General features: G+C 73.1%; 23 protein-coding genes and 1 other RNA gene. 13 read left to right on the top strand and 11 right to left on the bottom strand.

The annotated features are described in order from the left end of the window. Window positions 1–15: 15 nt before the first annotated feature. Entirely contained in the window at window positions 16–1161 is a 1146-nt protein-coding gene (locus ACFYE3_RS10845) for a glycerol dehydrogenase (protein ID WP_387608937.1), read from the top strand. 33 nt (window positions 1162–1194) lie between these two features. Here the strand turns inward: ACFYE3_RS10845 and ACFYE3_RS10850 are convergent, their stop codons facing one another. Next, window positions 1195–2358, bottom strand: a complete 1164-nt coding sequence (locus tag ACFYE3_RS10850) for a glucose-1-phosphate adenylyltransferase family protein (RefSeq protein ID WP_387608940.1) — start codon at window positions 2356–2358, stop codon at window positions 1195–1197. Between the two features lie 88 nt (window positions 2359–2446). Between ACFYE3_RS10850 and prfB the strand changes: the two genes are divergently transcribed. Further along, window positions 2447–3568, top strand: a complete 1122-nt coding sequence (gene prfB, locus ACFYE3_RS10855; RefSeq protein WP_368820225.1) for a peptide chain release factor 2 — start codon at window positions 2447–2449, stop codon at window positions 3566–3568. A gap of 60 nt (window positions 3569–3628) precedes the next feature. Here prfB and ACFYE3_RS10860 read toward each other — a convergent pair whose 3' ends face one another. After that, complete coding sequence (locus ACFYE3_RS10860) at window positions 3629–4864, bottom strand: polysaccharide pyruvyl transferase family protein (RefSeq protein WP_387608942.1); 1236 nt, start codon at window positions 4862–4864, stop codon at window positions 3629–3631. A 179-nt stretch (window positions 4865–5043) separates the two neighbouring features. Between ACFYE3_RS10860 and smpB the strand changes: the two genes are divergently transcribed. From smpB to ACFYE3_RS10875, 3 genes are all read left to right on the top strand, one after another. Then, window positions 5044–5520 (top strand): SsrA-binding protein SmpB, encoded by a 477-nt coding sequence (gene smpB, locus ACFYE3_RS10865; RefSeq protein WP_368831523.1) that lies wholly within the window; start codon window positions 5044–5046, stop codon window positions 5518–5520. An 86-nt stretch (window positions 5521–5606) separates the two neighbouring features. Further along, window positions 5607–5988: a transfer-messenger RNA gene (gene ssrA, locus ACFYE3_RS10870) on the top strand. 203 nt (window positions 5989–6191) lie between these two features. Continuing rightward, window positions 6192–6989 (top strand): DUF4190 domain-containing protein, encoded by a 798-nt coding sequence (locus tag ACFYE3_RS10875; protein ID WP_387608943.1) that lies wholly within the window; start codon window positions 6192–6194, stop codon window positions 6987–6989. A 91-nt stretch (window positions 6990–7080) separates the two neighbouring features. Here the strand turns inward: ACFYE3_RS10875 and hisN are convergent, their stop codons facing one another. The 4 genes from hisN to ACFYE3_RS10895 all read right to left on the bottom strand — a co-directional run bounded on the left by hisN (window position 7081) and on the right by ACFYE3_RS10895 (window position 10988). Beyond that, window positions 7081–7878 carry a histidinol-phosphatase gene (gene hisN / locus ACFYE3_RS10880; protein WP_387608945.1) on the bottom strand — a complete coding sequence of 266 codons (798 nt, stop codon included), beginning with the start codon at window positions 7876–7878 and terminating at the stop codon, window positions 7081–7083. A gap of 71 nt (window positions 7879–7949) precedes the next feature. Continuing rightward, window positions 7950–9059, bottom strand: coding sequence for a ribosome small subunit-dependent GTPase A (rsgA, locus tag ACFYE3_RS10885; RefSeq protein ID WP_387608947.1), 1110 nt, complete (start codon window positions 9057–9059; stop codon window positions 7950–7952). Beyond that, on the bottom strand, window positions 9049–10428 hold the full coding sequence (aroA, locus tag ACFYE3_RS10890) for a 3-phosphoshikimate 1-carboxyvinyltransferase (RefSeq protein WP_387608950.1): 1380 nt from the start codon (window positions 10426–10428) through the stop codon (window positions 9049–9051). The genes rsgA and aroA overlap by 11 nt, the downstream gene beginning before the upstream one ends. A 20-nt stretch (window positions 10429–10448) precedes the next feature. Next, the gene (locus tag ACFYE3_RS10895) at window positions 10449–10988 is read right to left on the bottom strand and encodes a DoxX family membrane protein (protein WP_368820217.1); all 540 of its coding nucleotides are present in this window, start codon (window positions 10986–10988) and stop codon (window positions 10449–10451) included. Between the two features lie 306 nt (window positions 10989–11294). Between ACFYE3_RS10895 and ACFYE3_RS10900 the strand changes: the two genes are divergently transcribed. After that, window positions 11295–11963 carry a sigma-70 family RNA polymerase sigma factor gene (locus ACFYE3_RS10900; protein WP_368831518.1) on the top strand — a complete coding sequence of 223 codons (669 nt, stop codon included), beginning with the start codon at window positions 11295–11297 and terminating at the stop codon, window positions 11961–11963. Window positions 11964–11965: 2 nt separating this feature from the next. Then, window positions 11966–12232: a mycothiol system anti-sigma-R factor gene (gene rsrA, locus ACFYE3_RS10905; protein WP_133411264.1), complete on the top strand. Its 267-nt coding sequence runs from the start codon at window positions 11966–11968 to the stop codon at window positions 12230–12232. Window positions 12233–12408: 176 nt separating this feature from the next. On the opposite strand, the gene ACFYE3_RS10910 is transcribed toward rsrA, so the two are convergent. The 3 genes from ACFYE3_RS10910 to ACFYE3_RS10920 all read right to left on the bottom strand — a co-directional run bounded on the left by ACFYE3_RS10910 (window position 12409) and on the right by ACFYE3_RS10920 (window position 17260). Further along, complete coding sequence (locus tag ACFYE3_RS10910) at window positions 12409–12483, bottom strand: 50S ribosomal protein bL37 (protein ID WP_095343185.1); 75 nt, start codon at window positions 12481–12483, stop codon at window positions 12409–12411. 136 nt (window positions 12484–12619) lie between these two features. Next, window positions 12620–13219, bottom strand: coding sequence for a GDSL-type esterase/lipase family protein (locus ACFYE3_RS10915; RefSeq protein ID WP_368820214.1), 600 nt, complete (start codon window positions 13217–13219; stop codon window positions 12620–12622). A gap of 135 nt (window positions 13220–13354) precedes the next feature. Continuing rightward, window positions 13355–17260, bottom strand: coding sequence for a multifunctional oxoglutarate decarboxylase/oxoglutarate dehydrogenase thiamine pyrophosphate-binding subunit/dihydrolipoyllysine-residue succinyltransferase subunit (locus ACFYE3_RS10920; protein ID WP_387608953.1), 3906 nt, complete (start codon window positions 17258–17260; stop codon window positions 13355–13357). 270 nt (window positions 17261–17530) lie between these two features. On the opposite strand from ACFYE3_RS10920, the gene guaB1 reads away from it, so the two are divergent. The 4 genes from guaB1 (at window position 17531) to ACFYE3_RS10940 (ending at window position 22797) form a co-directional block, all read left to right on the top strand. Further along, on the top strand, window positions 17531–18988 hold the full coding sequence (gene guaB1, locus ACFYE3_RS10925) for a GMP reductase (protein WP_387608955.1): 1458 nt from the start codon (window positions 17531–17533) through the stop codon (window positions 18986–18988). Between the two features lie 194 nt (window positions 18989–19182). Then, complete coding sequence (locus ACFYE3_RS10930) at window positions 19183–20544, top strand: hemolysin family protein (protein ID WP_387608957.1); 1362 nt, start codon at window positions 19183–19185, stop codon at window positions 20542–20544. After that, window positions 20541–21623, top strand: a complete 1083-nt coding sequence (locus ACFYE3_RS10935; protein WP_387608959.1) for a hemolysin family protein — start codon at window positions 20541–20543, stop codon at window positions 21621–21623. Before ACFYE3_RS10930 ends, ACFYE3_RS10935 begins: the two co-directional genes overlap by 4 nt. 181 nt (window positions 21624–21804) lie before the next feature. Continuing rightward, window positions 21805–22797 (top strand): metal ABC transporter solute-binding protein, Zn/Mn family, encoded by a 993-nt coding sequence (locus tag ACFYE3_RS10940; protein WP_387608961.1) that lies wholly within the window; start codon window positions 21805–21807, stop codon window positions 22795–22797. A 111-nt stretch (window positions 22798–22908) separates the two neighbouring features. Here ACFYE3_RS10940 and ACFYE3_RS10945 read toward each other — a convergent pair whose 3' ends face one another. Further along, window positions 22909–23865: a diacylglycerol kinase family protein gene (locus tag ACFYE3_RS10945; protein ID WP_387608964.1), complete on the bottom strand. Its 957-nt coding sequence runs from the start codon at window positions 23863–23865 to the stop codon at window positions 22909–22911. Beyond that, on the bottom strand, window positions 23858–24289 hold the full coding sequence (locus tag ACFYE3_RS10950; RefSeq protein WP_368831510.1) for a Fur family transcriptional regulator: 432 nt from the start codon (window positions 24287–24289) through the stop codon (window positions 23858–23860). The genes ACFYE3_RS10945 and ACFYE3_RS10950 overlap by 8 nt, the downstream gene beginning before the upstream one ends. Before the next feature lie 113 nt (window positions 24290–24402). On the opposite strand from ACFYE3_RS10950, the gene ACFYE3_RS10955 reads away from it, so the two are divergent. Next, a complete protein-coding gene (locus ACFYE3_RS10955) occupies window positions 24403–25065 on the top strand; it encodes an MBL fold metallo-hydrolase (RefSeq protein ID WP_387608967.1) in 663 nt (220 codons plus the stop codon). Between the two features lie 57 nt (window positions 25066–25122). Next, entirely contained in the window at window positions 25123–25551 is a 429-nt protein-coding gene (locus ACFYE3_RS10960; RefSeq protein WP_387608970.1) for an HIT family protein, read from the top strand. The last annotated feature ends 49 nt before the right edge of the window (window positions 25552–25600 follow it).

Raw genomic sequence — 25600 nt, forward strand, 5'->3', positions numbered from 1 at the left:
TCGAAGGAGAAGACCATGGACGCTCCCGTCCGCTCCGTCATCAGCCCAGGGCGCTACGTCCAGGGACCGGGCGCCATCGCACGCCTGGGGGAGTACCTCGCCGCCGTCGGGCGGACACCCCTCGTCGTGGCCGACGACGTGGTCTGGGGTTTCGTGGGCCACGACGTGGAGGCGTCCCTGGCACGGGCCGGCATGGCCACCACGCGCGAGACCTTCCACGGCATCCCCTCCGCCGGGGAGATCGACCGGCTCACCGCGGTCATCCGCGACGTGGGGGCGGACGTGGCCGTGGCCGTGGGCGGCGGCAGCACCATCGACGCGGTCAAGGCCTCCGGGTTCCTCGCCGGGATCCGGTGGGTCACCGTCCCCACCGTCGCCTCCACCGACGCGCCGACCTCGGCGCTGGCGGTCGTCTACACCGACGAGGGCGTCTTCGAGGAGTACCGCTTCTTCCCCCGCAACCCCGACCTCGTCCTCGTCGACTCCCAGCTGGTGGCCAGCGCGCCGGCGACATTCCTGGCGGCGGGCGTCGGCGACGCCCTGGCCACCTGGCTGGAGGCCCGGGCCACCGCCGCCTCGGGGTCGCTGACCATGGCCGGGGGGACGGCCACCCTCACGGGCACCGCCCTGGCCCGGCTGAGCTGGGACGTGCTGTGGGACAACGCCCTCGTCGCGATGGACGCCGCCCGGGACCACGTCGTGACCCCGGCGCTGGAGAAGGTCATCGAGGCGAACACCCTGCTGTCCGGGCTCGGCTTCGAGTCGGGGGGACTGGCGGCGGCCCACGCCGTCCACAACGGGCTGACCGCGGCACCGCAGACCCACGGCCTGGCCCACGGGCAGAAGGTCAACATCGGCTCGATCACCCAGCTCGTGCTGGAGGGCGCGCCGACCTCTGAGCTCGTGGACTTCATCGAGTTCACCACCCGGGTCGGGCTGCCGACCACCCTCACGGAGCTCGGGCTGCGCCCGGAGGACACCGAGGAGATCCGGGCCGTGGCACGGGCCGCGACCGTGGAGAGCGAGACCATCCACAGCATGCCCTTCGCCGTGCGGGCGGAGGACGTCGCCGCGGCACTGACCTCGATCGAGCGACTGGGCCGGCGGGTGCGTTCCCGCGCCGGCCTGCCCGAACCGCAGCCCTACCGCCAGGCCCACTAGCCCCCGCACGGGGAGGACCCCTGCGCGGTGGGCTCAGAAACCGCTGGGCAGGACCGCCCGGCGGTCGAACTCCTCCGTGGTGCGCACCTTGCCGTCCTCGTCGATGAGCGTCACGCCCTTCGCGGAGCCGCGGCGGCTGCCGCCGGAGATGTCGGCGCCGGCGTCGGCCACGACGTTCTCGAGGGTGACGCCGGGCCCCACCCGGACGCCGTCCAGCAGCACCGAGCCGCGCACCGTGGCGCCCTCCTCGACGACGACGCCGGGGCCGAGCACCGAGTGCTCCACGGCGCCGAGCACGATCGCGCCCGCGGCGACCATCGACCCGCGCAACTCGGCGCTGCCCGCGATGCGGGCGGGCACCCGCTGCGGCTGGGCCGAGAGGATCGGCCAGCCGGGGTCGTCCAGGGTGACGCCCTCGCCGTCGAGCATCTGCATGTGGGCGGTCCAGTAGGACTGCAGGGTGCCCAGATCCATCCAGTACCCGTCCAGGCGGTGCTCCACCACCGTCCGGTGCGCCACGAACCACGGGACCAGGTCGTTGCCGTAGTCCTCGAGCCGGCCCTCCTGCTCGTGCAGGACGTCCAGGGCCTCCAGCAGCCGGCCGGCGTCGTAGAGGAACATCTCGCCGGCGACCAGCCGCCCCCGGGGCTCATCGGGCTTGTAGTCGAAGCCGGTGACGCGGCCGTCGTCGTCCGCCTGCACCACGCCGTAGCGGGAGGGGTCCTCGTCGACGAGGGTGGTGACGACGGTCAAGTCGGCGGCCCGCGCGAGGTGGGTGTCGATCACGTCGAGGAAGTTCAGCGTGTAGAGGTGGTCGGCGCTGAGCACGAGGACGAGGTCCGGGGCGAAGTCGCGGATCAGGTCCTTCTGCCGGTAGAGCGAGTCGGCGTTGCCCTCGGCGAAGCCCTCGCCCTCGGACCCCTGGTACGGGGGCAGGACCTGGAGGCCGCCGTGGGTGCGGTCGAGGTCCCAGGGCCGCCCGTTGGCCAGGTGCTGGTTGAGGCTGTGCGGGAGGAACTGCTCGACGACCCACACGTCCGAGATGTGGGAGTGCGCGAGGTTGGACAGGGCGACGTCGATGAGCCGGTAGGTGCCCGCCACGGGCAGGGCGGGCTTGACCTTCTTCTCGGTGAGGGCGCCGAGCCGGGAGCCCTTCCCGCCGGCGAGGACCAGGGCCAGCGTGCGGGGGATGCGCATCGTGCTTCCTTCCTCTCGGCACCATCCTGCCAGAGGGGGGCCGGGCGGGGCCGGGGTGATTTGCCCCCATGGGATAATCTTGGCTTCCATGGCCTCCCTTGACTTCCCGGCAGAGATCTCCGCCCTCCGTTCCACGTTCGCGTCCATCGAGGCCGTGAGCGACGTCGACGCCATCAAGCGGGACATCGCCGAGCTCTCGCAGCAGGCGACGGCCCCGGACCTGTGGGACGACCAGGCCGCGGCGCAGAAGATCACCTCCAAGCTCTCCCACAAGCAGTCCGACCTCGAGCGGCTCGAGAAGCTGGGCGGTCGCATCGACGACATCGAGGTCATGGTGCAGCTGGCCGCCGAGGAGGACGACGCCGAGACCCTGGAGCTCGCCGTGGAGGAGCTCGCCGCGGTCAAGAAGGCGCTCTCCCGGCTGGAGGTCCAGACCCTGCTCTCGGGCGAGTACGACGAGCGCGAGGCCGTGGTGACCATCCGCGCCGGCGCCGGCGGCGTGGACGCCGCCGACTTCGCCGAGATGCTCATGCGCATGTACCTGCGCTGGGCCGAGCGCCACGGCTACCCGACCACCGTCCTCGACACCTCCTACGCGGAGGAGGCGGGCCTGAAGTCCGCGACCTTCGAGGTCAAGGCGCCCTACGCCTTCGGCACCCTGTCCGTGGAGGCCGGCACCCACCGGCTCGTGCGCATCTCCCCGTTCGACAACCAGGGCCGGCGCCAGACCTCGTTCGCGGCCGTGGAGGTCATCCCGCTCATCGAGCAGGACGACTCCGTCGAGATCCCCGAGGCCGAGATCAAGGTGGACGTCTTCCGCTCCTCGGGCCCCGGCGGCCAGTCCGTGAACACCACGGACTCCGCGGTGCGGATGACCCACATCCCCACGGGCATCGTCGTGTCCATGCAGAACGAGAAGTCCCAGCTCCAGAACCGCGCCGCCGCGCTGCGCGTGCTCCAGTCGCGGCTGCTCCTGCAGCGACAGGAGGAGGAGAGCGCCAAGAAGAAGGAGCTGGCCGGTGACGTCAAGGCGTCCTGGGGCGACCAGATGCGCTCCTACGTCCTGAACCCGTACCAGATGGTCAAGGACCTGCGGACCAACCACGAGGAGGGCAATCCCTCGGCGATCTTCGACGGCGCGATCGACGGCTTCGTCGACGCCGGGATCCGCTGGCGCGCCGACCAGCGCCACGCCCCGGCCGACGCCTGAGCTCCCGCGGGATCCCTGCCCGGGCCCCGGCCGATCCTGCGACCGGCCGGGGCCCCGTGCTCAGCGGCGCAGGAAGCGCGCCACGGTCCGTCCCGGCAGGGTGCGGGACTCCGACCCGGCGGGGCTCTCCCCGGGGGCCGCGGCCGCCGGGTACAGCTCCTCCGCCTCCCGCAGCTTGGCGCGGTGCAGCCGTGCGGCCGTGGCCGGGAAGGCGGGCGACCGGTCGGGCGCGGCCGGTCCCGTGGCGCCGGTCGGCGTGACGGACCACCCCGTCCCGGCCTCGAGCAGGGACTGGTGCTTGACGCGGTAGTAGTCGGGGCTGACCTCCAGTGCGGTGCCTTCCGCGCCGCATGCGGCGGCGAGCAGGTGGAAGTGGAACCGCGAGGTGAGCCACGTCTGGCCCGGACGGGCCGGGAAGCCCTCCTGCCAGAGCCGCGTGAAGGGCACGAAGTTCTCCTCGGGGACGAGGTCGGCGAGCCGGTCGAAGGCCGCGCGGTCCGCCCCGGGGATCGCCTCGAGGTAGCGCACGGTGCGGCCGGCCAGGGCCGGACCCGTCAGCGCGGCCCGCACGGCGGCGACGGCGCCGTCGAGGATCCCGGGCTCGGTCATGTCGCTCTGCAGGCACACCCACACGTCGTCGTCCCCCGCTCCCTCGGCCGGCGCGCCGGTGAAACCCGCGAGGCCGGGCAGGCCGAGGAAGGCGTCGTCGGGGGCGCGGTCGGCGCGGGCGAGCTGGGCGCTGGGCGCGTCACGGACCGTGGCGTGGTCGAAGGCGCCGAGCGCGGCGCGCAGGCCCTCGGCGTCGGTGGCGGGGGCCAGGCCCAGGCCGGTGGCGGCCAGGCGCGCCCCGGAGACCTCGCGCAGCCGCAGCGCCGCGCGGAGCAGGCGCGCGTGGTGCGGCCAGATGGAGTTCAGGTACCCGCCCCCGAGGAAGTGCACGGAGCCCGCGCGCCGGGCGCCGAGCAGGCCGAGGTCGTAGCGCGGGGACCCCAGGTGCGTCACCACCCGGTCCACGTGGGCGTCCGCCGCGGCCGGGTCCATCCCGGTCGTCTCGAAGGCGAGCCGCCACAGGGTGTCGGTGGTCCGCAGCCCCGGGTGCAGGCCGTCGAAGAGGTGGGACGCCAGCCCCGGGTGGGGGCAGTCGAGCCACACCTCGGCGCCGGGCCGGGCGCGGCCGAGGAAGCGCAGCCACGAGGCGACGATGAACTCGTCGCCGAAGTTCGGGTGACCGCTCGTGCCGACGAGGTACAGGACGTCCGCGGCGGGCGGGCGCTCGGTGGGGACTGGCTCCAGCATCCGCCCAGCTTACCGGGTGCCGGAGCGGTGACCTGGGGCGACGCTCCTGCGCGGGGACCCGCCGGGTCCGGCCGCCGACCGGCGGTCCCGCGCGACCGCCGTGGCGTAGGATGGAGGACCTGCCGCGTGCCCCGGTGCGCGGCGGATCCCCGTCCGCACCGTCACCAGGGAGGAGGCCCATGGCCAAGAAGGACACCGGCCGCCAGGTCATCGCCAACAACAAGAAGGCCCGGCACGACTACCACATCCTCGACACCTACGAGGCCGGTCTCGCGCTCATGGGCACCGAGGTGAAGTCGCTGCGGATGGGGCGCGCCTCGCTCGTGGACGGGTTCTGCCAGTTCACCGACGGCGAGCTGTGGCTCGAGGGCGTCCACATCCCCGAGTACCTGCAGGGCTCGTGGACCAATCACTCCGCCCGCCGCCGCCGGAAGCTGCTCCTGCACCGCAGCGAGATGGACAAGATCCAGCAGAAGACCCGGGAGTCCGGATTCACGATCGTGCCGGTGTCCCTGTACTTCGTGGACGGGAAGAAGGTCAAGGTGGAGATCGCCGTGGCCAAGGGCAAGCGGGAGTACGACAAGCGCCAGAGCCTGCGGGAGCAGCAGGACAACCGCGAGGCCCAGCGGGCCATGCGCTACAAGAATTTGGGCTGAGCGACCCGGCCCGATGCTTGCGCAGGGTCGTACCGCGCGGTAGACTGATGTATCCTGCTCCGGCGGGATGCTTGACAAACAAATACGGGGATGATCGGTTTCGACGATGTGAGTTGAGACAGGGGAAGCGGGTCGAGGACGCAGGGTTATCTCGTAAACGCTCTCTGTAAACCAATAGTTGCCGAATCCAAGAGCAACGCCACCAACGCTGACTTCGCGCTCGCCGCGTAACCAGCTACAACGGTGACTGTCAGCCCGAGTTCGCCTTCGCCTCGGGGCCTGGCATCATTTAGAAGGCCACTGCTCCAGCCGTTCGTCGCGGGCGTCTGGAGAACACTTTCGCGACTGAGTCCGTCGGCCACGTGTCTGCACGAGGGCCGGGACTGAGAAAACGCAACGCAGACTGCACCCGGAGAAGCCCTGACAATGCTGCATCGGACGGGGGTTCAATTCCCCCCATCTCCACGAGATCCCTGACCGGGGAGCGCCGCGAGGCGCTCCCCGGTTTTTTCGTGCCCGGGTTCCTCCGTGCCCCGGACTCCGCACGGCCGCTCTCCGCTCGCCCGCACGCCGGGCCGCCCCCCGGGCCGTGCCCGGCGGGGGAGAGGGACGTCCCGGCGGGCCGTGTGACAAGCTGGTGCCGTACCGCAGACGACCGAAAGGGCATCGCCATGAGCCACAACGACAACACGCCAGACCAGAGCGGCACCGGTGCCGGCGGGTCGTCGAGCTCCGGCCGCCGGGACGTCCCCGAGTACGGCCAGCGCGTCGAGGGAGCGCCCTCCGGTCCGTCCTACGAGCCGCCGCGCTCCGGCCAGGGCGCCGCCGGCGACCAGTACTCCGCGCCGCAGTACGGCCAGGGGCAGCAGGGCTACCAGGGCCAGTACAACCAGGGCCAGTACAACCAGGGCCAGTACAACCAGGGCCAGGACTCCTACGGCCAGGGCCAGTACGGCCAGGACCAGTACAACCAGGGCCAGTACGGGGGTCAGGGCTACCAGGGCCAGGGCCAGTACGGCCAGGACCAGTACAACCAGGGTCAGTACGGCGGTCAGGGCTACCAGGGGCAGCAGGGCTACCAGGGGCAGTACGACATGAACCAGTACGGCGCGAGCCCGCGGCCCGCCGGCACGGGGCTGGGCATCGCCTCCCTGGTGCTGGGCATCGTGGCGCTGCTGACGTGCTGGTTCGTGCTCGGCATCGTCCCGGGCCTCGTGGGCCTGGTGCTGGGCATCGTGGCGCTGCGCAAGCTGGGCAGGACGCCGGGCGCGTCCAAGGCCCTGCCGATCATCGGCATCGTGCTGAGCGTCCTGGCGATCCTGGCCAGCATCCTCTTCCTCGTGCTCTTCGGGGCGCTGTTCGGCGAGTTCGGGCCGGCCATGGAGGCCTGCTCGCAGTTCTCCACGGACCAGGCGGCGTTCCAGCAGTGCATCGAGCGGGAGATGGGCCTCACCGGCCAGGACCTCTGACCCCTGCGGGCGACGGACGACGACTGACGACGACCGACGACGACGGGGGCCCGCACCGACCGGTGCGGGCCCCCGTCGTCGTACCGGCGGTTCAGGAACCGGTGGCCAGCATCCCCAGCACCTCGTCGTGGAGCAGCCCGTTGGTGGCCAGCGCGTTGCCGCCGAACGGGCCGGGCTCGCCCTCGAGGGACGTGAACCGGCCGCCGGCCTCCTCGACCACGGGCACGAGCGCGGCCATGTCGTGCAGGCTGAGCTCGGGCTCGCAGGCGACGTCCACCGCGCCCTCGGCGAGGAGGCAGTAGGACCAGAAGTCGCCGTAGGCCCGGGTCCGCCACACCTCGTCGGTGAGCTCCAGGAAGCGGTCGCGCACACCGCGGTCCCGCCACCCGGTGAGCGAGGAGTAGGACAGCGAGGCGTCGGACAGCCGCCCGACCTGGGAGACGTGGATGCGCTGGGCGTTGGCCAGGGACTTGCCGGTGAACGCGCCCCCACCGGCCGCCGCCCACCAGCGGCGGCCGAGCGCCGGCGCGGAGACCACACCGACCACCGGCCGGCCCTCGTCGACGAGGGCGATCAGGGTGGCCCACACCGGCACGCCGCGCACGAAGTTCTTGGTGCCGTCGATGGGGTCCACGACCCACTGCCGGGCGCCGCTGCCGGTGGCGCCGTACTCCTCGCCGATCACGGCGTCCCGGTTGCGCGTGCGCCCCAGCTGGGCGCGGATGAGCTGCTCGGCCTCGCGGTCGGCGTCCGTCACAGGGGTGAGGTCGGGCTTGGTCTCCACCGTGAGGTCCTGGGCCTTGAACCGGCGCATGGTCAGGCGGTCCACGGCGTCGGCCAGGATGTGGGCGAGGCGGAGGTCGTCGGTGTAGTTGCTGGGGCTGCGCATTGGACCAACCTACCCCGAACCGCGGTCCCGAGCCTGGTCGGGCCGGGGTGGGTGGCACGCGGCCCGGCGGGTCACTGGACGCCGAGCTCCTTGTCCTCGCGGGCCTCCCCGGGGCGCTCCCCGGCCCCGAGCAGACGGCGCAGGGAGACCAGCCGGGACTCGCCGGCGTCCCCGGCGCGGCCCTGCGCCACCCAGGCGTCCAGGGCGCAGCCGGGGGAGGTGCCCGTGTGCCGGCAGCCCTTGGGACACTCGGCGATCGCCTCGGCGAGCTCGTCGAAGGACTCCACGATCCGGTCGTGATCGACGTGCGCCAGGCCGAACGAGCGGATGCCGGGGGTGTCGATGATCCAGGACCCGGGGGAGGCGTCCTCGACCTTCAGGGCGAGGGCCGACGACGACGTGTGCCGGCCCCGCCCGGTCACCGCGTTCACCCCGCCGGTGGCACGGTCGGCGCCCGTGAGGGCGTTGACCAGGGTGGACTTGCCCACGCCGGAGTGCCCCAGCAGCACCGAGACGTGGCCGTCGAGGCGCTCGCGCAGGCCCTCGACGAGCGCGGGGTCGAGGGGCAGCGTGGTCCCGTCGTCGTCGGCCGGGACCTCCCGGGCGGGTCCGGAGACGAGCACGGGCAGCTCGAGGGCCGTGTAGTGGGAGATGAGCTCGGCGGGGTCCCGCAGGTCGGTCTTGGTGATGCACAGCAGCGGCTCGATGCCGGCGTCGTAGGCGGCCACGAGGGAGCGGTCGATGAACCCGGTGCGGGGCTCGGGGTTGGCGGCGGCCACGACGACCACGAGCTGGTCGGCGTTGGCGACCACGACGCGCTCGACCGGGTCGGTGTCGTCCGCGCTGCGGCGCAGGACGGTGGAGCGCTCCTCGATCCGCACGAGGCGGGCCAGGGAGTCCGGGGCGCCGCTGACGTCGCCGACGAGGCCCACGAGGTCGCCGGCGACCACGGGCCGGCGCCGCAGCTCCCTGGCGCGCACCGCCACGACCAGCCGCTCCCGGGGCGTGTCCTCCTCGAGGATCGCGGTGTAGCGGCCGCGGTCCACGGTGACGATGCGGCCGGTGACCGCGTCCTCGTGCGCCGGCCGCTCCTTGGTGCGCGGGCGGGAGCCGGTCTTGCTGGGACGGACGCGCACGTCCGACTCGTCCCAGTCGCGCCGGACGGAGTCCCTACGCGTCACGGCTCGTGCCCGTGAGCTCCGCCCACAGCCGCGGGAACTCGGGCAGGGTCTTGGCGGTGGTCGCGATGTTCTCGACCCGGACGTCCGGGACCACGAGGCCGATCACGGCGCCGGCGGTGGCCATGCGGTGGTCCTCGTAGCTGTGGAACGTCCCCCCGTGCAGCGGCGCCGGCCGGATCACCAGCCCGTCCGGGGTCTCCTCGGCGTCGCCGCCGAGCCGGTTGATCTCGGTGACGAGCGCGGCGAGCCGGTCGGTCTCGTGGCCGCGCAGGTGCGCGATGCCGCGCAGCCGCGAGGGCGTGCCGGCGACCGCGCACACGGCCGCGACGGTGGGCGCGAGCTCCCCCGCCGCGCCGAGGTCGAGGTCGACCCCGGTCACCGTGTCCGGGCCCGTGACGGTGAAGGTCCCGTCCGTGAGCTCCACGGCCGCGCCGAAGGCCGGGAGGATGTGCTTCCAGTGGTCGCCGCCCTGGGTGGTGCGGGCGGGCCAGCGGGGCACCGAGACCCGCCCGCCGGTCACCACCGCGGCGGCCAGGAACGGGCCGGCGTTGGAGAGGTCCTGCTCGATGGTCACGTCGAAGGCCCGCACCGGCCCGGGGGCCACCCGCCACTCGTCGGGCACGGTGTCGTCCACGGAGACCCCGAGGCCGCGCAGCACCTCGACGGTCATCTCGACGTGCGGCATGGACGGCACGCCGCGGCCCGAGCCGTCGGCGCCGCGGTGGCGCAGCACGAGCCCGTCGTCGAAGCGGGCGCCCGCGAGCAGCAGGGCGGAGACGAACTGGCTGGAGCCGGTGGCGTCGATCTCCAGCTCCCCGCCGCGCGCCCCGCCGGTGCCGTGCACGGTGAAGGGCAGCCGGCCGCGGCCGTCGTCCTCGACGCGCAGGCCGAGCCCGCGCAGGGCGTCGATCACCGGTCCCATGGGGCGCACCCGGGCACCCGGGTCGCCGTCGAAGGTGACGGGACGCCGCGCGAGGGCGGCGACGGGCGGCACGAAGCGCATCACGGTCCCGGCCAGCCCGCACTCGACCGTGACCGGGTCCGTGGCGTCCCACGGGGCGGGCTCGACGCGCAGGTCGGGGCCGAAGCCTCCTTCCCCCGGCACCTCCTCGACGCGGGCCCCCAGGGCGCGCAGGGCGTCGACCATGAGCCGGGAGTCGCGGGAGTGCAGGGGCGAACGCAGCCGGCACGGGCCGTCCGCCAGGGCGGCGAGCAGCAGGTACCGGTTGGTGAGGGACTTCGAGCCCGGCACCGTCAGCTCGGCGACGACGGGACGGGGACCGACGAACGGAGCCGGCCACAGCTCGTGCTGCGGGGCCGGCTCCGCGGCGTCGGGACGGGCCACGGGGGCGGAGGACTCCGACGGCATCACGACAGGGGGACCGCGGCCTAGCCCTGCTTGACGGCGTGCTGGAGGGCCTTCTCGGCCTTCGCGACCTGCTTCTGGGTGTCCTTGCCCAGCTTGGAGGCGTTCTTGCGGACGTCCCCGGCGAGGTGCTCGGCGCGCCACAGCAGGGACGGGTTGCCCTCGGTGTCCACGGCGGCGAGCATGACCGCGCCCACGAGCGAGGCGTTCTTGAACGCGGTGGAGCGGCGGGCGGCCTTCTGCTCCGCCGTGCTCGCCTCCGCGGCGCGGTAGTCGGCGTAGGCGTTGAGGGCCGTGGTGGTCACGAGGACGCCGGCCGAGAGGCGGGGCAGCCGGCCGAGGCCGAACAGCACGGCCGCGCCGACCTGCGCCGCGGCGAGCCCCTGGGCCACCATCGCGGGGTTCTGGAGTGCGGGGCCGACCTGCGGGAAGGCCTTCGTGACCGCGGACGCCGCGGGGGCGAGGTGCTGGGCGGCGCTGGACGAGGAGCGGAAGCTCTCCACCCCGTTGGCGACGTAACCGGTGGCCAGCAGCGGGCGGGCGATGCGACGGACGATGCTCATGGGTTCCTCCTCAGCGGCAGACGGTACCGCGGGGCTGTGGTCGGGCGGGTCTGGATCGGCGGACGGCGCCGCTCGTCCCATCCTAGCCACGGGGACCGCGCACGGGGCGAGCACGGCGTCACCGTGGTGGGGAATAGGCGTGGCGGTGTCTCCCGTTGTGCAGGACAGCGACCGGCCCGCCACGGGCAGGCCACCACCACAGTCCAGCGAGCGGACCCGCACGGCCGGGGGAGAGGAGCAGCCATCACCGCCCCCACGAGCGTTCTCGAGCCGGCCCCGGCCCGTGTCCCCGTAGACTGGTCCGTGATGAACGAGCAGAACCAGCAGGGGGCCGCCCCCCAGCGCACCGAGCCGCCCGTCGACGTCGAGACCGAGACCCCCGAGGACCGGAAGGCGCGCTTCGAGCAGGACGCCATGGAGTACGTGGACCAGCTCTACGCCGCCGCCCTGCGCATGGCTCGCAACCCGGCCGACGCCGAGGATCTCGTGCAGGAGGCCTACACGAAGGCCTTCTCCGCGTTCCACCAGTACAAGCCCGGCACGAACCTCAAGGCGTGGCTGTACCGCATCCTCACGAACACGTACATCAACCTGTACCGCAAGCGGCAGCGCGAGCCGCTGCAGGCGAACACCGACACCGTGGAGGACTGGCAGCTGCACCGCGCCGAGTCCCACACCTCCTCGGGGCTGCGCTCCGCGGAGGTCGAGGCGCTGGACCACCTGCCGGACAGCGACGTCAAGCGCGCCCTGCAGGAGCTGCCCGAGGAGTTCCGGCTGGCGGTGTACTTCTCCGACGTGGAGGGGTTCGCCTACAAGGAGATCTCCGAGATCATGGACACGCCGATCGGGACGGTGATGTCCCGCCTGCACCGGGGGCGGAAGCTGCTGCGCGAGAAGCTCGCCGACTACGCCGCCGAGCGCGGCTTCGACACGTCCAGGGTGACCGGCGACAAGAAGAAGGAAAAGGACAAGTAGACATGGCCGACTGCGAGAGTCTCGGATGCTGCACGGACGAGAGGATCCGGCTGATCTACGAGTACCTCGACGGGGTGCTCCCGGCGGAGGACCTCGACGAGATCCACGGCCACCTCCTCGAGTGCCCGGAGTGCGCCCGCGAGTACGACCTGGAGTGCGTGATCCGCTCCGTGGTCCGGCGGTCCTGCGCGGAGACCGCGCCCGCCGACCTGCGGGTCTCCATCCTCGCCCGGCTGCACGGGGCGCGCCAGGACCCACCGGCCGCCTGAGCGCAGCGGCGTGGGCTCCGGCCGCCCGGACGAGGCACCCCGGTCTGCGGACGGCGCCCGGCCGCACGGAGGGCCCCCGGGCACCCGGACGGACCCCGGGCACACGGAAGGGCCCCGGTCCGCGTCAGCGGTCCGGGGCCCTTCCGTCACGGCGTCGCCGGGGTCCGGGAAGGACCTCAGGCGTTGGGGCGCTTGCCGTGGTTGGCGCCGCCCTTGCGGCGGTCCTTGCGCTTGCGTCCGCGCTTGCTCATGCGAGCCTCCTGTCTGTCCGCGGTCGCCCGCGGCGGATCGTGGGTGTCGGCGTCCGTTCCCGCGTGGTCTGGAGATGTCAGCGGCGGCCGGACGAGGCACTGCTCGCCATTGTCTCACACGCGGGACGGGCGGGGCTCACCGGGGTTCGGGCAGGTCCAGCCAGTCGTACCAGCCGCGGTGCAGCACGAGCCACGCCATCAGACCGTAGCCGGCCTGGCCGGGGTGGCCGTGGTTGGCCGCGAGGTCCTTGCGCCACTGCTCGTGGTGCTGCAGCGGGTTGAACGTGTCCACGTAGACGTGGTTGCGCCGGGTCGTCACGTCCGCATAGGCGGCCGAGAGGTCCGCGATCCGGCGGTTGCGCTCGGCGTCCATCGTGGGCGGGGGGCCGACGACGAGGACCCGCACGTTGTGCTGGGAGGCGGTGTCGATGATGTTGGCCATGTTCAGCCGGGACCGCGCACTCGTGATGGACAGCTCGATGTCCAGGGTGGAGGGCGCGATGACCAGGCGGTTGTCGTGCCCGGGGGAGAAGCGGCGGGCCGCCTCCTCGAACCAGCGCTCGTTGAGCGACTCGCTGCCCTCGCCGGGCGCCGCCAGGTTGTAGGCGGACACCGGGACCACGTGGTGCGGGGTCCGGGCCATGACCCGCCCGAACCAGCCGAGGCCCCGGGGGTCGCCCTCGCCGGCCAGCAGCTCGTCACCGACTGCGACAATTCTGATCCTTCGTTGCTCCACGTCGTTCTTTCTGGTCGGGGGTGCGGGATGTCTGGGGGGACGAGCGGCGCCGGCCCGTGGGCACGGGCCGGCGCCGGACTCGCTGGGGACGTGCGGGAGGGCAGGGGCACGGGCCCCCGCCCTCCCGGGACGGGCTCAGTCGCGCTCGAAGGCCGTCTGCACCAGGGTCTCGAGCTCGGCCGCGTGGCGCTTGGCCGACCCGTTGGCCGGGGACGCGGACGCGGGGCGGGACGACAGCCGGACCGGCCGGTCGAGCTGCGGCACGAGGTTGACCGCCATGAACGGCCAGGCGCCCTGGTTGGCGGGCTCGTCCTGCGCCCACGTGAGCCGGGCCTCGGGGTACTTGCCGAGCTCCTCCCGGAGCTCCGCGAGGGGCAGCGGGTACAGCTGCTCCACGCGCACGATCGCCGTCCTCCGGTCCTTGCGCTCCTCGCGGGCCGCGGCGAGGTCGTAGTAGAGCCGGCCGGAGACCAGCACCACGTCCGTGACCTCGGAGGCCTCGAGCCCCGCCTGGTCGCCGATCACCGGGCGGAACCCGCCGGACGTGAACTCCTCGATCGGGGAGGCCGCCGCCTTGAGGCGCAGCAGCTGCTTCGGCGTGGCCACCACCAGCGGCTTGCGCGGGCGGCTGTAGGCCTGCCGGCGCAGCAGGTGGAAGTGGCTCGACGGCGTCGAGGGGTTGGCCACGACCATGTTCTTCTCGGCGCACAGCGTCAGGAAGCGCTCGATGCGGGCCGAGGAGTGGTCCGGGCCCTGCCCCTCGAAGCCGTGCGGCAGGAGCATGACCAGCGACGAGCGCTGGCCCCACTTCTGCTCCGCGGAGGAGACGAACTCGTCCAGGATGATCTGGGCGCCGTTGACGAAGTCGCCGAACTGGGCCTCCCACACGGTCAGGGCGTCGGGCCGCTCCACGGAGTAGCCGTACTCGAAGCCCAGCACGCCGTACTCGGACAGCAGCGAGTTGTAGATCGCCAGCTGCGCCTGGTTCCCGGAGAGGTGGTTGAGCGGGGTCCACTCCGCGCCGGTGTCGGAGTCGTAGAACACGGCGTGGCGCTGGGTGAAGGTGCCGCGCCGGACGTCCTGGCCGGACATCCGGACCGGGATGCCCTCCATCATGAGGGACCCGAAGGCCATGAGCTCGCCCATGCCCCAGTCCACGCCGCCCTCGCGGGTCATCGCCTCTCGGCGCTCGAGCAGCTTGCGCAGCTTCTTGTGCACGGCGAAGTCCTCGGGGACCTCCACGTGCACCGCGCCGATCCGCTCGGCGGCCTCGGTGGAGATCGCCGTGGTGCGGGGGATCGAGACCCCCGAGTCCGCCTGCTGGGCGGAGGGCCGCTCGATGTTCGAGATCGCGGCGGAGTCCCCGGTGACCAGCGGGATGGAGGAGGTCTGCGCCTCGTGGGTCTCGGCGAAGACCCGCTCCAGCCGCTCCTGGTAGTCCTTCAGCGCCCGGTCGGCCTCCTCCTGGGTGATGTCGCCGCGGCCCACGAGGTTCTCGGTGTAGATCTTGCGGGTCGAGCGCTTCTCCTCGATGAGGTTGTACATCAGCGGCTGGGTCATCGAGGGGTCGTCGCCCTCGTTGTGGCCGCGCCGCCGGTAGCACACGAGGTCGATGATGACGTCCTTGTGGAAGGTCTGCCGGTAGGCGAACGCCATCTGGCCCACGTGGGTGACGGCCTCGGGGTCGTCGGCGTTGACGTGGAAGATCGGCGCCTGGAGGCCCTTCGCGATGTCCGTCGCGTAGGTCGTGGACCGGGCCGCGGCGGGCGACGTGGTGAAGCCCACCTGGTTGTTCACGACGACGTGGACGGTGCCGCCCACGGTGTAGCCGGGCAGCAGCGCCATCTGCAGGACCTCGGCCACGACGCCCTGGCCCGCGAAGGCCGCGTCGCCGTGCACCTGGATCGGCAGCACCGGGAACGTGCCGTCGCCCTCGGGGCCGGCGCCCAGGACGTCGGTCTTGGCCCGGGCGATGCCCTCGATGACCGGGTCGGCGGCCTCGAGGTGGGACGGGTTCGCGGCGAGGTACACCTGGGTCTCGTTGCCGTTGTCGGAGGTGAAGGAGCCCTCCGTGCCGAGGTGGTACTTCACGTCGCCCGAGCCCTCGGTGGTGCGCGGGTCCTGGCTGCCCTCGAACTCCCGGAAGACCTGGGCGTAGGACTTGCCGGCGATGTTGGTGAGCACGTTGAGCCGGCCGCGGTGGGCCATGGCGATGCCCACGCCCGCGAGCCCGGCGTCGGCGGCGTCGGAGATGATCTCGTCCAGCAGCGGGATCAGGGACTCGCCGCCCTCGAGGGAGAAGCGCTTCTGGCCGACGTACTTGGTTTGCAGGAACGTCTCGAACGCCTCGGCGGCGTTGAGCCGGCCGAGGATGCGGAACTGCTCCTCACGGCTGGGCTTCTGGTACCCGTGCTCGAGCTGGTCCTGGAACCACTCGCGCTCCTCCGGCTCCTGCAGGTGCATGTACTCCACGCCGAGGGTGCGGCAGTAGGCGTCCCGCAGCCGGCCCAGGATGGTGCGCAGGCTCAGGACGTCCGCGCCGCCGAATCCCCCGGTGGGCCACTCGCGCTCCAGGTCCCACAGGGACAGCCCGTAGGTGCGGATGTCGAGGTCCGGGTGCTTGCGCATCACGTACTCGAGCGGGTTGGTGTCCGCCATGAGGTGTCCGCGGACCCGGTACGCGTGGATGAGCTGCTGGATCCGGGCGACCTTGTTGACCTGGATCTCCGGGTTGACCTGGTTGTCCACGGCCCAGCGCACGGGCTCGTAGGGGATCCGCAGGGCCTCGAAGATCTCGTCGTAGAAGTCGTCGGCGCCCAGCAGGTAGGACTCGATCAGGCGCAGGAACTCGCCGGAGCCCGCGCCCTGGATGACGCGGTGGTCGTAGGTCGAGGTCAGCGTGATGATCTTCGAGACCGCGTGCCGCGCGATGGTCTTGGGGGAGGAGCCCCGGTACTCGGCGGGGTGGTCGAGCGCGCCGACGCCGACGATGCACGCCTGCCCCTTGGACAGCCGCGGCACGGAGTGGACCGTGCCGATGCCGCCCGGGTTGGTCAGGGACACCGTGGTGCCCTGGTAGTCCTCCATGGTCAGCTCGTTGGCGCGCGCGCGGCGGACGACGTCCTCGTACGCGTTCCAGAACTGCATGAAGGACATGGCCTCGGCGCCCTTGATGTTCGGCACCACGAGGTTGCGGGAGCCGTCCTTGTTCGGGATGTCGATGGCGATGCCGAAGTTGACGTGGGCGGGGTGCACCGCGACGGGCTTGCCGTCCTGCTCGTCGTAGACGACGTTCTGGGACGGGTAGTTGGCCAGCGCCTTGATCACGGCGTAGCCGATGAGGTGCGTGAAGGACACCTTGCCGCCACGGTTGCGGGCGAGGTGGCTGTTGATCACGATCCGGTTGTCGATCAGCAGCTTCGCCGGGACGGCGCGGACCGTCGTGGCGGTGGGCACCGTGAGGGACGCGTCCATGTTGGCGGCCACGGCCTTCGCGGGCCCGCGCAGCTTGACGACCTTGTCCTCGGCCGGCGCGTCGTGGTTGGGGGCCGTGGCGCGGGCGCGGGCGGGCTGGGCCGGAATGGGCTTCTTCGCGTCCGCGGCCTCGGTCTCACCGTGGTCGGACTCGGGCCGGCCCTCCGCCTTGGCCCCGGACCGGGTGGGCGCCGGCGCCGTCGCGGGCTTCGCCGTCGGGGCGGATGCGGTCCGGGCGGAGGCGGTCGGGGCGGAGGCGGTTCGGGCGGCGGTTCCGGAGGAGGTCCTCCGGGCCGCGGGGGGCTGGGCGGCGGCCTTGGGCTGGACGGGGGAGGCCGCGGGGGCCGCCTCCTTCGCGGGGGCCTGGGCGGCCCCGGGCGCCGGGGACTGCGCGGAGGCCGGCTGCTCCGCGGCGGTGCCGCTGTCCGCGCTCATCGACTCGAAGATGGGCCACCACTTCTCGTCCACCGAGTTCTTGTCCGTCCGGTACTTCTCGAACAGTTCGTCGACGAGCCACTCGTTACCTGCGAATTCTTCAGGGATGGGGTGCTGTGGCTGATGTGGCACGGGGAATACGCCTCTTCCATGGTTGATCGCGTGGAGGCCGTCTGCCCGGTCCCCACAGTGTCGGTCCCGGCAGCGTCCGGACCGCCGCCGGTGTTCGTCGCCGGCCGTCTCCCGTGACAGCCGGCGGCGTCCGCCTCCGGGAGCTGCCGGACGGTCGTCGACCGGGCGCGGCCGTACCTCCGGCGAGTCTAGTGATCCGCGCGGCGGCATGGCTAGTCCGCCGCCCCGCCCCCGGGGCGCGTGTCGCGGGCCCCGGCTAGACTGGCGGGCGTGCGATTCCTCAACACCCCCACGTCCGACCTGACCTACAGCGACGTCTTCCTCGTCCCCTCGAGCTCCCGGGTCACCTCCCGGTTCGACGTCGACCTCACCCCGCGCGACGGCACGGGCGCCACCGTGCCGCTGGTGGCCGCGAACATGACGGCCGTCACCGGGCGCCGGATGGTCGAGACGCTCGCCCGCCGCGGCGGACTGGGCATCCTGCCGCAGGACATCCCGCTCGACGTCATCGCGGACGTCACGTCCTGGGTCAAGGACCGCTCGCCGCGCTTCGAGACGCCCGTGGTCCTCGGCGCCGAGGACACCGTCCACGACGCCCTGGGCATCATGCACAAGCGCCCCCACGGCGCCGTGGTGGTCTGCGGCCCGGAGCGGGCCTACCGCGGTGTGGTGCTCGCCGCCGACTGCGCCGAGGTGGACCGCTTCACGCAGCTCGGCTCGATCATGCGCACCGACGCCCCGGTGTTCTCGCTGGCGGAGGTCCGTGCCGGGTCCGGCGACGACGTCCTCGCCGCCGCCTACGACCGGCTCGCCCAGTCCCGCGCCCACGTGGCGCCGGTGCTCGACGGGGACACGGTCGTGGGCGTGCTGACCCGCAAGGGCACGGTCCGCTCCACCATCTACACCCCCGCGCTGGACGGCGCGGGCCGGCTCCGGGTGGGCGCCGCCGTCGGGATCAACGGGGACGTCCGCGGCAAGGCGCGGGCACTGCTCGACGCCGGCGTGGACGTGCTCGTCGTGGACACCGCGCACGGCCACCAGCGCAAGATGGTGGAGGCCCTCGAGCAGGTCCGCGCGGCGGCCCCCGACGTGCCCGTCGTGGCCGGCAACGTGGTCACCGCCGACGGCGTCCAGGACCTCGTCGACGCCGGCGCGGACATCGTGAAGGTCGGCGTGGGCCCCGGCGCGATGTGCACCACCCGGATGATGACCGCCGTGGGCCGGCCGCAGTTCTCCGCCGTGCTCGAGTGCGCCGAGGCCGCCGCCGGGCTGGGCCGGCACGTCTGGGCGGACGGCGGCGTGAAGCACCCCCGGGACGTGGCCCTCGCGCTCGCGGCCGGGGCCAGCCAGGTGATGGTGGGCTCCTGGTTCGCCGGCACCCACGAGGGCCCCGGCGAGCTGAACGTGGACGCCGACGGCCGCATGTACAAGGAGAGCTTCGGCATGGCCTCGACCCGCGCCGTGCGCGAGCGCACCCGCGGCGAGGGCGCCTTCGCCCGGGCCCGCAAGGGACTGTTCGAGGAGGGCATCTCGAGCTCCAAGATGTACCTGGACCCCGAGCGCCCCGGCGTGGAGGACCTCGTGGACCAGATCACCGCGGGCGTGCGCAGCTCCATGACCTACGCGGGCGCCACGACCCTCGAGCAGTTCGCGGCCCGGGCCGTGGTCGGCATCCAGTCGGCCTCCGGCTACGAGGAGGGCAGGGCGCGCCCCGTCAGCTGGGCGTGAGCACGCGCCCGGCGGCTCCCGCTCCGGTACCCTGGAGCTCTCATGGACTCGTTCAGTAGTTGCCGGCCCGGCCGCGGCGTCCCCCGCCGCGGCCCCCGAGCCGGCTCACCCACCGTCCCCCTCCCCACCCCCGGCCGCCCGGCCCCCGACCGCCCCGCCCGCGCACGGCGGGACGCCACGGAAGGCCGCTCCTGATGGAATGGCTGCTCCTGGCGGCGGGCCTGCTCCTCATCCTCGGCACGGGCTTCTTCGTGGCCGTGGAGTTCTCGCTCGTGGCCCTCGACCAGACCACGGTGCGCCGGGCGATCGCCGAGGGCGACCGTGCGGCGGAACCACTGCTCAAGTGCCTCAAGTCCCTGTCCACGCAGCTCTCCAGCTGCCAGCTCGGGATCACCCTGACCACCCTGCTCACCGGCTACACCCTGGACCTCGCGCTCCAGTCCTTCCTGCGGGAGCCGATCGCCGAGCTCACCGGCCTGTCCGTGGCGGCGGCCGGGGGAGCGACCCTGGCGCTGTCGATGCTCATCTCCACCCTGCTGTCCATGCTGCTGGGCGAGCTCGTGCCCAAGAACTGGGCCATCGCGGAGGCGTTCCGGGTGGGCCGGCGGGTCGCCCGTCCCCAGCTCCTGTTCACCGCGGTGTTCAAGCCGTTCGTCGTCACCCTCAACGGCGTGGCCAACCGCGTCCTGCACCTGTTCGGGATGGAGGCCAAGGAGGAGCTCTCGGGCGCGCGCTCCCCGGAGGAGCTGTCCTCGATGGTCCGCCGCTCCGCGAAGATGGGCACCCTGGACGCCGGCACCGCCGCGTTCGTCGCCAAGACCCTCACGTTCGCGGAGCGCACGGCCGCGGACGTCATGACGCCCCGGATCCGCGTGCAGATGCTCGACTCCCACGAGTCCGTCGCGGACGTCGTGGCCGTGGCCTCCCGCACCGGGCACTCCCGCTTCCCCGTGATGGACGACTCCCCGGACGACGTCCGCGGCGTGGTCCACGTCAAGAAGGCCGTGGCCGTGCCGTCGGAGCGCCGCGCCGCCCTGGAGTGCGGGGCGATCATGGAGGACGTCCTGCGCGTGCCCGAGACCGTCCACCTGGACTCCCTGCTCGTGCAGCTGCGCTCCGGCGGGCTCCAGATGGCCGTCGTCGTCGACGAGTGGGGCGGCACCGCCGGCGTCGTCACCCTGGAGGACCTCGTGGAAGAGGTGGTCGGGGAGGTCTCCGACGAGCACGACCGGCTCAGCCTCGGCGCCCTGCAGTCCGCGGCGGGCGAGTGGTACTTCCCCGGACTGATGCGCCCCGACGAGGTCTCCGAGCAGATCACCGAGCTCGACATCGAGGACGGTCCCGCCTACGAGACCATGGGCGGGTTCATGATGGACCGGCTCGGACAGATCCCGAAGCCCGGGGACGTGGTCCCCGTGCAGGGCGGCGTGCTCGAGGTCGCCCGGATGGAGGGGCGCCGCGTGGACCGCATCCGCTTCGTCCCGGCACCGGCCGAGCCCGAGGACGCCCCGGCAGGGGCCCGCGAGAGCGGCGCCCGAGAGGAGGACGCACGATGAGCGACTGGGCAGGCCTGGCATGGCTCGTGGTGCTCCTGGCGGGCAACGCCTTCTTCGTGGGCGGCGAGTTCGCCGTCATGTCCGCGCGGCGCAGCCAGATCGAGCCGCTGGCCGAGGACGGCCACAAGCGGGCCCGGACGGCGCTGTACGCGATGGAGCACGTGTCCCTGATGCTGGCCTGCTGCCAGCTGGGCATCACCGTGTGCTCGCTGCTGATCCTCAACATCTCCGAGCCGGCGCTGCACCACATCGTCTCCGGCCCGCTGGAGCACCTGGGCGTGCCGGCCGAGGTCGCCGATGTCAGCGGGTTCCTCACGGCCCTGCTCGTGGTCACCTTCCTGCACGTGGTGTTCGGGGAGATGGTGCCGAAGAACATGTCGGTGTCCGCCGCGGACCGCGCGGTGCTGCTGCTCGCACCGCCGCTCGTGTTCGTCTCCCGCGTGGTCAAGCCGGTCATCGCCACGCTGAACTGGGCGGCGAACCACGTCCTGAAGCTCATGGGCATCGAGCCGAAGGACGAGGTCTCCTCGACCTTCACCCTCGACGAGCTCCAGTCCATCGTGGCGGAGTCCACGAAGGAGGGCACCGTGGCGGACCAGACGGGTCTGCTGTCCGGCGCCCTCGAGTTCTCGTCCAAGCGCACCGCCGACGTCATGGTGCCCCTGCACCAGCTCGTGACGCTGCCCGAGGACGCCTCCGCCGCGGAGGTCGAGAAGGCGGTGGCCCGCACCGGCTTCTCCCGGTTCGCCCTCACGGAGGACGACGGCGAGCTCAACGGCTACCTGCACATCAAGGACGTGCTCTCGATCCCGGAGAGCCGCTACAACGAGCCGGTGCCGGTGACCCGGGTGCGCTCGCTGGCGAACCTGCGCCCCGGCATCGAGATCGACGACGCGCTGGCGGCGATGCAGCGCACGGGCTCGCACCTGGCGCGCGTGGTCGACGCCGGCGGGCAGACCCTGGGCGTGCTGTTCCTCGAGGACGTCATCGAGGAGCTGGTGGGGGAGATCCGGGACACCACCCAGGACCGGCGGCAGCGCCGCGGGGACCGGATGGACGCCTCGGAACCACCGCGCTGACGGACCGGCACCCGCCGACCGGCCCCCCGCGGGGACTCCCGCGGGGGGCCGGTGCGTCCTCGGCGTCCCGACGGCTTGGTAGCATGGCGCGCTGAGGACAACCGTTCTCATCCGAGTGCTCAGGTCCCGGCGCCCCGCGGCGATCCCGAAGGGGCCGCGACCGGGCAGGAACGGACCCACCATGACCGCGCTGCTCCCCGCCGCGCCTCCGCGCGCCGCCCTCCGGGCCACCGCCCTCGCCGGAGCGGTGCTCCTGGGCGTGACCGCGTGCGCGGACGGCGCCGCCGTGGGGGCCGGGCCGGACGACGCCCTGACCGTCGTGACCACCACGACCGTCTACGCCGACGTGGTGCGGGAGATCGCCGGGGACGCCGTGGTCGTGGACCCGATCATCGACTCCACGGTCCAGGACCCCCGCTCCTACGAGGCCACCCCCGAGGACCGGGCCGCCCTGGCGGACGCCGACCTGGTGGTGCTCAACGGCGGGGGCTACGACGCGTTCATGGAGGACCTCGCCGCCGAGGGCGACGCCCCGGTGGTCGAGGCCTACGGCGTCTCGGGCCTGGCCGGTGAGACGGCCGGGCCCGCCCCGCACGAGGGCCACGAGCACGAGGGCCACGAGCACGGCGAGAGCAACCAGCACGTCTGGTACGACCTCGACGCCATGGACGACGTCGCCCGGGCGCTCGCCGCCCGGCTCGCCGCGCTCGACCCGCGCGGCGCGACCGCCTACCGGGACAACGCCGGTGCCTTCGCCGCCCAGCTCTCGGGCCTGCGGCAGCAGCTCGCCGAGGTGCCCGCCGACAACGCGGCCTTCGTGGCGGTCGAGCCCGTGGCGGTCCACCTGCTCGAGGACGCGGGGCTCCACGACGACACCCCCGCGGAGTGGGCCGCGGCCGTCGAGAACGGCACCGACGTCCCCCCGCTCGTCCTCCGGCAGGTCCGGGACGAGATGCGGGACGGCCACGTGCAGTTCCTCGCGTTCGACGCGGGCACCGGCTCGGCCCGGACCGAGCAGCTGCGCGACGACGCCCGGTCCGCCGGCGCGGTGGTCGTGGAGCTCACCGGGACCCTGCCCGAGGGCACCTCCTACCTGGAGTGGATGGACGGCAACGTCACCGCGGTCGCGGAGGCCCTGGGCGCGCTGCGGCCGACGGCCCCGGGCGCGGGGTGACCGCGGGGACCCGGACGGCCGCCCCGCCGCGAGGGCACGGGGCAGGTCGCCGATGAGCCGCCGCGCCGCCGCGGTGCGCACGAACCTCCGGTCCGGCGCGCCCGACCGCGCTCAGGCCAGGACGCGGACCGCCGCGGGGAGCACGTCCACGCGCGCGGGCAGGGGGCCGAGGCGTTCCCCGTCCGCGTAGGCGGTGACGTCCGGGGCGTGCACGGCCACGGAGCGCACCTGTTCGATCCGGACGCACTCCAGCGCCACGTGCCGGCCCGAGAACAGCCGGGGGAACAGGAACAGGAACCGGAGCCGGCCCAGGGGCGCCACCGTGAAGAGCTCCAGCAGGCCGTCGTCCTCCCGGGCGCCGGGCACGATCCGCAGGCCGCCCCCGATCGACGACGTGTTGGCGACGTTCAGCAGGACCCCTTCCCGGCGCTCCGCGCGGCGCCGGCCGCCGGCGTCCTCGATCTCGAGCCGGTAGTGCACGGTGCGCAGCCGAGCGATCTCCACCAGGACGGCCAGCAGGTACTTGGTGGACCCGGTCAGGCGAAGCCACCGGTTGGCGCGCTCGTTGACCACGGCGTCGAACCCGGCGCACAGGGCGGTCGCGAAGCAGGACGTGCGCCCGTCCGCGAAGCGCACCCGGCCGACGTCGAGGCGCCGGACGCCGGGTTCGTCGAGCCGGCGCAGGATCCGGCCCGCCGCGGCGACCGGGTCGAGGAGCGGGATGCGCAGGTGGCGGGCCAGGTCGTTGCCGGTGCCGCACGGCACGACGCCCAGCGGGATGTCGACGCCCTGCGCGGCGAGCTCCACGAGCACCCCGAGACCGGCCTGGACCATCCCGTCCCCGCCCACGACCACGAGCGCCCGGGTGCTGAGGGCCTGCGCCCGCAGGCGGTCGCGCACCAGCGCCACCAGGGCGCCGAGGTCCTCGGCGGTGAGCACCACGGCCTCGTCACCGCCGGTGCGCAGCAGCTCCGCGGCCCGGTGGGCGTCCTCGAGGGCCCGGCCGCGGCCGGCACGGGGGTTGACCGCCAGGACGAAGGCGCCGCGGGACGAGCCCGGCTCAGCCATCGGCCCGCCGCGCCCCGCAGGCGGCGCACAGACCGCTGATCTCGACCGTGTGGTCCACCTCGGTGAAGCCGTGGGCGGCCGCGGTGCGCCCGGCCCACTCCTCGACCGTGGGGGCCTCGAGCTCCACGGCGGCGCCGCAGCGGCGGCACACCAGGTGGTGGTGGTGGTGCTCGGCCGCGCAGCGGCGGTAGATCGCCTCGCCGTCGTCGCTGCGCAGGACGTCCAGCTCCCCGAGCTCGGACATCGACTGCAGGATCCGGTAGGTCGTGGCCAGGGAGACGGAGTCGCCGCGCTCCCGCAGCAGAGCGTGCAGGTCCTGCGTGGAGATGAAGTCCTCCAGGGACGCGAGCGCCCGCGCGACGGCACGGCGCTGCCGGGTGTTGCGGACCTCCCCGGCGCTCCCCCCGCTGGTTCTCACGCTCACGCCTCGTCCTCTCCTCGCTGGTGCCCGGGCAGGTCACCAGCTTAACAAGGACCGCCCGACACGTGCCCCGCCGCCCTGTGGGGCACGGCCGGACCCGGGGATAGGGTGGGCCCATGGAGCTGATCAAGTACACCCACTCGTGCGTGCGGCTCGAGAAGGCGGGCCGTGTCCTGGTGATCGACCCGGGCAAGTTCTCCGGGCGGGACGAGCTGGCGGAGGCCCTCGACGGGGCCGATGCCCTGCTCGTCACGCACGAGCACCCCGACCACCTGGACCCCGAGCCGGTGCGCGCGCACCTCCGGGCGCACCCGGAGCTGCAGGTGTACGCCCCGGCCCCGGTGGCCGCGGAGCTCCGGGAGGCCCTGGGGGAGGGCCACGTGATCCACGACGCCGAGCCCGAGACCGTGCTGGACCTCGACGGCTTCACCGTGCGGACGTTCGGCGGCCAGCACGCGCTGATCCACTCGCTCATCCGCACCGTGGACAACATCGGCTACCTGGTCGACGACACGGTCTACCACCCCGGTGACTCGCTGGTGGTCCCGCACGGGCTGGCCGCCCCCGTGCTGCTGGCCCCCATCCACGCGCCGTGGAACAAGCTGGCGGAGGTCATCGACTTCGTGGTGGCTGTGCGTCCCGAGCGGGTCTTCCAGATCCACGACGGCCTGCTCTCCGCCGAGGGTCTCGGCGTGATCGAGGGACAGCTGACCTCCTTCGCCGCGAAGTACGGGGCCGAGTACCGCCACCTCGCCACCGGCGAGCGCGTCGCCCTGTAGCCGCGGGCCCGCCCGGCGCGCCGACCGATCCCGACCCACCACCGAAAGGGAGCACCTGTGAGCACCGTCTTCACGAAGATCATCGAGGGGGAGATCCCCGGCCGCTTCGTCTGGCAGGACGAGCGCTGCGTCGGCTTCCTGTCGATCGACCCGCTCTCCCAGGGCCACACCCTCGTGGTCCCGCGCGAGGAGCACGACCACTGGATCGACCTGCCCGAGGACCTGGCGGCCCACCTGATGGTGGTCTCCCAGCGGATCGGGCAGGCCATCGACGCCGTGTGGCACCCGGCGCGGGTGGGCCAGATGATCCAGGGCTTCGAGGTCCCGCACACCCACGTCCACGTCTGGCCGGCGGACACGGTCGAGCAGTTCCAGTTCGTCAACGTGATCCGGAACCCGGACCCCGCCTGGATGGACGAGGCCGCGGAGCGCATCCGGGCCGCCCTCGCCGAGGCCGGGCACGGGTCCGCCGTGCCGCAGGCCTGACCCGCCGCCTGGACCCTCCGGCCTGATGTGCCGGCCTGGCGCGCCGGCT

Source organism: Kocuria arenosa (assembly GCF_042879215.1).
GTDB classification, from domain to species: Bacteria; Actinomycetota; Actinomycetes; order Actinomycetales; family Micrococcaceae; genus Kocuria; species Kocuria arenosa.

What these genes read in the sequence shown, in the direction of transcription:
- hisN (WP_387608945.1), bottom strand. Translation starts at nt 7,878, where the DNA reads ATGCGCAGCCCCAGCAACTACACCGACGACCTCCGCCTCGCCCACATC.
- ACFYE3_RS10940 (WP_387608961.1), top strand. Translation starts at nt 21,805, where the DNA reads ATGACCGCGCTGCTCCCCGCCGCGCCTCCGCGCGCCGCCCTCCGGGCC.
- ACFYE3_RS10955 (WP_387608967.1), top strand. Translation starts at nt 24,403, where the DNA reads ATGGAGCTGATCAAGTACACCCACTCGTGCGTGCGGCTCGAGAAGGCG.
- ACFYE3_RS10945 (WP_387608964.1), bottom strand. Translation starts at nt 23,865, where the DNA reads ATGGCTGAGCCGGGCTCGTCCCGCGGCGCCTTCGTCCTGGCGGTCAAC.
- ACFYE3_RS10845 (WP_387608937.1), top strand. Translation starts at nt 16, where the DNA reads ATGGACGCTCCCGTCCGCTCCGTCATCAGCCCAGGGCGCTACGTCCAG.
- aroA (WP_387608950.1), bottom strand. Translation starts at nt 10,428, where the DNA reads ATGCCGTCGGAGTCCTCCGCCCCCGTGGCCCGTCCCGACGCCGCGGAG.
- ACFYE3_RS10875 (WP_387608943.1), top strand. Translation starts at nt 6,192, where the DNA reads ATGAGCCACAACGACAACACGCCAGACCAGAGCGGCACCGGTGCCGGC.
- prfB (WP_368820225.1), top strand. Translation starts at nt 2,447, where the DNA reads ATGGCCTCCCTTGACTTCCCGGCAGAGATCTCCGCCCTCCGTTCCACG.
- rsrA (WP_133411264.1), top strand. Translation starts at nt 11,966, where the DNA reads ATGGCCGACTGCGAGAGTCTCGGATGCTGCACGGACGAGAGGATCCGG.
- ACFYE3_RS10900 (WP_368831518.1), top strand. Translation starts at nt 11,295, where the DNA reads ATGAACGAGCAGAACCAGCAGGGGGCCGCCCCCCAGCGCACCGAGCCG.
- ACFYE3_RS10935 (WP_387608959.1), top strand. Translation starts at nt 20,541, where the DNA reads ATGAGCGACTGGGCAGGCCTGGCATGGCTCGTGGTGCTCCTGGCGGGC.
- ACFYE3_RS10850 (WP_387608940.1), bottom strand. Translation starts at nt 2,358, where the DNA reads ATGCGCATCCCCCGCACGCTGGCCCTGGTCCTCGCCGGCGGGAAGGGC.
- ACFYE3_RS10860 (WP_387608942.1), bottom strand. Translation starts at nt 4,864, where the DNA reads ATGCTGGAGCCAGTCCCCACCGAGCGCCCGCCCGCCGCGGACGTCCTG.
- ACFYE3_RS10930 (WP_387608957.1), top strand. Translation starts at nt 19,183, where the DNA reads ATGGAATGGCTGCTCCTGGCGGCGGGCCTGCTCCTCATCCTCGGCACG.
- smpB (WP_368831523.1), top strand. Translation starts at nt 5,044, where the DNA reads ATGGCCAAGAAGGACACCGGCCGCCAGGTCATCGCCAACAACAAGAAG.
- ACFYE3_RS10895 (WP_368820217.1), bottom strand. Translation starts at nt 10,988, where the DNA reads ATGAGCATCGTCCGTCGCATCGCCCGCCCGCTGCTGGCCACCGGTTAC.